This is a genomic window from Bradyrhizobium nitroreducens (genome assembly GCF_002776695.1).
GTDB lineage: Bacteria > Pseudomonadota > Alphaproteobacteria > Rhizobiales > Xanthobacteraceae > Bradyrhizobium > Bradyrhizobium nitroreducens.
In genome coordinates, this window is record NZ_LFJC01000003.1 from 7,969,308 (window position 1) to 7,974,136 (window position 4,829).

The 4,829-nt window shown below is 63.2% G+C and carries 4 protein-coding genes; all 4 read left to right on the forward strand.

The window, feature by feature from the left end:
* Positions 1-1,972, forward strand: a 1,972-nt coding sequence (locus tag TSA1_RS37625) for a strawberry notch C-terminal domain-containing protein (protein WP_174719377.1), incomplete at its 5' end; no start/stop codon positions are given.
* Entirely contained in the window at positions 1,972-3,114 is a 1,143-nt protein-coding gene (locus TSA1_RS37630) for a DUF7146 domain-containing protein (protein WP_100180733.1), read from the forward strand. The genes TSA1_RS37625 and TSA1_RS37630, both read left to right, overlap by 1 nt.
* A gap of 251 nt (positions 3,115-3,365) precedes the next feature.
* Positions 3,366-4,289 (forward strand): DUF2493 domain-containing protein, encoded by a 924-nt coding sequence (locus TSA1_RS37635; protein ID WP_100180734.1) that lies wholly within the window; start codon positions 3,366-3,368, stop codon positions 4,287-4,289.
* Between the two features lie 135 nt (positions 4,290-4,424).
* Positions 4,425-4,829: hypothetical protein (locus tag TSA1_RS37640; protein WP_100181564.1), on the forward strand; the 405-nt coding region annotated here is incomplete at its 3' end.

The following is a 4,829-nucleotide window of genomic DNA, read 5'->3' on the forward strand; positions in this document are numbered from 1 at the left end:
GCAGCGCTTCTTCGGCCATCTACTGACCTCGATGAAGACGCCGTCGCTCATCCGATCGATCGACCGCGATCTCCACGCGGGTCATGCCGCCGTCATCCAGATTGTTTCAACGGGCGAAGCACTAATGGAGCGCCGGCTCGCCGAGATCCCGACCGAAGACTGGGGCGACGTCCAGGTCGACATCACCCCGCGCGAGTATGTGCTCCACTATCTCACCCATTCTTTCCCGGTCCAGCTCTACGAGCCCTTTACCGACTCGGAGGGGAATCTCTCCTCCCGGCCTGTCTACCGCGATGGCCAGCCGGTCGAGAGCCGGGAGGCCGTGGCACGACGCGGCCGCCTCATCGAGAAGCTCGCCTCGTTGCCTCCGGTACCCGGCGCATTGGATCAAATCGTCCAGCGCTTCGGCACCGATACGGTCGCCGAAGTGACCGGCCGCTCGCGCCGCATCATTCGTAAGGGCGACCGGTTGGTGGTCGAAAACCGAGCCGGTTCGGCCAATCTCGCTGAGACATCGGCCTTCATGGACGACGTCAAGCGCATCCTCGTGTTCTCCGATGCAGGCGGTACGGGAAGGAGCTACCATGCCGAGTTGTCGGCCCGGAATCGCCGCTTGCGGGTCCATTATTTGCTTGAGCCCGGCTGGAAGGCGGATGCTGCGATCCAGGGGCTCGGCCGGACAAACCGGACCAATCAAGCACAGCCCCCGCTGTTTCGCCCCATCGCGACCGACGTGAAGGCCGAGAAGCGCTTCCTTAGCACCATCGCCCGTCGGCTCGACACCTTGGGAGCAATTACGCGTGGCCAGCGCCAGACCGGCGGGCAGGGGCTGTTTCGGCCCGAGGACAATCTCGAAAGCCAGTATGGGCGCGATGCGTTGCGTCAACTCTACACGCTGCTGGTACGAGGCAAGGTCGACGGATGCTCGCTCGAGAAGTTCGAGGATGCGAGCGGCCTGAAACTGACGGATACCAATGGCCTCAGGGATGACCTGCCGCCGATCACGACCTTCCTGAACAGGTTGTTGGCCCTCACCATCGACCTGCAAAATGTCCTGTTCACTGCCTTCGAACAGCTCTTGACCGCCCGGATCGAGGGCGCAGTTGCCTCGGGCACCTATGACCTCGGATTGGAAACGCTCCGCGCTGAAAGCTTTGTCGTCCGCGAACGGCGAACGATCTATGTCCATCCGCGCACAGGCGCCGAGACGCGGCTACTCACCATCGTCCAGCGCCAGCGTAACCATCCCGTTGGTTTGGACGACGCCCTTGCTCGTCTTTCCGATCATGCGGTCCTGCTGATCAACGAGCGCTCGGGTCGGGCCGCCGTGCAGGTTCCGGCCTCGAGCATCATGCTCGACGACGGCGAGATCGAGCGCCGCGTCTGCCTGATCCGGCCTATGGAGCAGCACCACGTCCCCTTGAACATGATGCTGGAGAGCCATTGGGTCGAAGCGGATCGCGAAGGTTTTGCCGCGGCCTGGATGGCTGAGCTTGCCGAGGTGCCTGAGTTCACGGAAAGCGCGATCCACGTCGTTGCGGGGTTGCTACTACCGATCTGGAAACGGTTGCCGAACGAATCGACTCGTGTTTATCGTCTCCAGACCGACGCGGGCGAACGCGTCATTGGCCGCAAGGTTTCTGCGGGCTGGGTCGCAAACGCCTTCTCGGCGGACCCGCCTACGCTGTCGCCGGATGCTGCCTTTGCCGCGTTGATGGAGGGACGCACCGTTCTCGACCTCGCGGAGGGGCTCCAGCTTCGCCGCGTCCGGGTGATGGGCGCATACCGCATCGAGCTGTCGGGATTCAACGACACGATGCGCGATCGGCTCCGCGCTTACGGCTTCTTTGGAGAGATCATCTCCTGGAAACTGCGGATGTTCGTGCCCACGGACGCAAGCGGCGTCAGGATCCTGACAAAGGTGCTCGATACCTACCCGGTCGCGCGCGTCAGTGAGCGGGAGGCCGCGTGATGTCCCCTGCGCCTTGCGAACTGGCACACCGCCTCGCGTGCGAGGCCGAGGCAGTGTGCCGATACTATCTCTCCAATGGCAAGCGGGCGGGGCGGTACTGGGTGGTCGGCGACGTCCACAACACGCCGGGCCGCTCGATGTTCGTGCGGCTCCAGGAATCACCGAAGGGCCCCGCCGGCAAGTGGACTGACGCTGCGACCGGCGAGCATGGCGACCTCCTCGACATCATCCGCGAATGCCGGGGTTTACGCGACTTCAGCGAGGCCGCCGAGGAAGCGCGGCGGTTTCTGAAGCTGCCTCGTCCCGTGCCCCAGCTGACCTCGAAACCCGTTCGTTCGGTGACGCCGGCCGGATCGCAGGAAGCCGCGCGCCGACTCTTTGCGATATCCAGCCCGATCGAGGGGACGATAGCCGAAACGTATTTGCAGCGTCGCGGAATAGCTCAAGTCCACCATGGTGGCAGCCTGCGCTTCCACCCACGTTGCTATTATCGGCCGGACGAGCATTCGCCGACCGAAACCTGGCCGGCGGTGATTGCCCGCGTCACGGACCTAGAGGGGCGGATCACCGGAGCGCACCGAACCTGGCTCGATCCGGACGGCTTTGATCGCATTCGTCTTGGCAAGGCTCCGGTCGACACGCCACGACGGGCCATGGGCGACCTGCTCGGCAACGCCGTCCGCTTCGGCGTGGTGGACGACGTGCTCGCCGCTGGCGAGGGAATCGAGACCATGCTTTCATTGCGTTACGTGCTGCCGACTATGCCCATGGCCGCGGCGCTCTCGGCCAATCACCTCTCAGCCATGTTGTTGCCGGCTAGCCTGCGTCGTCTCTATATCGCCCGGGACGACGATGCGGCCGGAGATGCCGTACAGGCTATCCTTACCCAGCGCGCGCAAGAAGCCGGCGTTGAAGCGATCACCTTGTCGCCGCGGCTGGGCGATTTCAACGAAGACCTGCACATCTTCGGTCTCGAGACCCTCAAAACAGCGTTGCGGCTTCAACTCGTCCCAGAGGACGTCGTCCGCTTCCTGCATTCGTCGACGGTAGCCGCAGCCGCAGAGGGCGGTGCTTCGATCGACGTTGATAGGTCGGTCAAAACGAGGCCATTGCCGGAAGAGGACGCGACCTCGGCCTTCTAGAGGGCGATCGGACGGCAAGCGGCCCGGGTCGGCAATGGCTACGCCCGGCTATTTTCCGCCGCGCGCCGGCGATGGGAAAGACTCTTAGCCATCTGGCGGGCGCGCTTTGCATCGCGAAGCAAAATGGCCGGCCTCCGCCATCCTCCGCTGCCGCTTCGGCCCTTGCGGGTTCTGTCCCGTTCCGCCCGCCGTCTGAGTGATCGCCACGAAGGCCGCGATGGGCGCGGCCGATCCGGCAAAGGATCCCTCCAATGACCGACCACGACGACATCGAACCGCCGCGCGCCTCTTCTCCAACTGACCACGCTCTCACCGAACTACAGCTCTTCGGCTACCGTCCATTCGACGACCAGCCTGACCCACGACCGCTTCCCGAGGGCAAGATGATCGCTGGCGCCGTTGCCGATATCTTCGACGCCCTGGTTGCGACACTGAGCGACACGCGGCTCGAGCCGGACCTAAGCGATCTGCTCTGGTCGGCCGTCAACCTGTTCCATCGTGCCGTCGACCGCATCGAGCGCGATCTCGACGACAACGAACAGGCGCAGCAAAAGAGCCAGCGCGAGCAGAATGGCTCCGAGGTTCGATCAGTCGAACTCGAGCGCTTGACGGCCGAAGGCATCACCTTGATCGAGCGACGCAACTGCCTGGAGCTCTTCCGTGACCAGGCCATCGAACGCTTTGAGACTCACACTGGATCGTCCTGGCGCCCTCGATCGGGATCGCTGGTGAATCACCGCACGCTGACCGCAGCAATGATCGAATCCCGCGACTTCATCGCAGCCAAGCGTCGCGCTGAAACCGAGGTGTTGTTGCCGCCAGGACCGAAGATCGCACTTACCGGCGGGCTCGATTTCAACGATCACCATCTCATCTGGGACCGCCTCGACAAGGTCTACGCCAAGCATCCCGACATGGTCTTGCTCCATGGCGGCTCGCCAAAAGGTGCGGAGCTTATCGCGTCCAAATGGGCGACCAATCGCAAGGTGCCTCAGATCGCCTTCAAGCCCGACTGGACAAAGTACGCCAAGGCGGCCCCATTCAAGCGCAACGACGCCATGCTCGAACTCCTGCCGATCGGCGTCATGCACTTCCCGGGCACGGGAATCCAGGACAACCTGGCGGACAAAGCGAAGCGCCTCGGCATTCCCGTCTGGAAGTTCGGCGGCGCATGAGTGCCGTCTTCTCACCTCCAAACCAAAGCGGAGTTGCATGCGCCGCAACTCCGCCTCGTTTCGACCCTATGTCCGGTTGCGACGTGGTGGTGGTGGAAGGCGCGACTGCTAGATCCATGCACATGGAGCACCACCATGCTCGCCCTAGGGCTTGTTCTCAACACACTCGGCATCGGCTTGTTCTGCTGGGCGGTCTTTGCACTCGCTGTGTATGCCTTGCCGTTTTTCGTCGCACTGAGTATCGGGATGACCGCGTTTCAAAATGGCGCCGGCGTGCTTGGTGCGCTGCTTATCGGAACGGTCAGCGGTGCGCTGACGCTCGTCCTCGGCCAGGTCACCGTCGCTATTACTCGGTCCTTGGCCTTGCGCATCGCGATCGCGACGGCATTCGCTGTTCCCGCCGCCGTCGCCGGCTATCACGTGGTGTTCACCCTGTCCCAGATCGGAGTGCCTTCACTGGCTTGGCGTGAGGTCTTCGCTTACCTGGGTGCAGTTTGCATTGGAGTTACTTCATGGACGCGCTTGATGGCTTTGGCGGAG

Excerpts from the sequence above, each read along its gene's own strand:
- TSA1_RS37635 (WP_100180734.1), top strand. The coding sequence starts at position 3,366 with ATGACCGACCACGACGACATCGAACCGCCGCGCGCCTCTTCTCCAACT.
- TSA1_RS37630 (WP_100180733.1), top strand. The coding sequence starts at position 1,972 with ATGTCCCCTGCGCCTTGCGAACTGGCACACCGCCTCGCGTGCGAGGCC.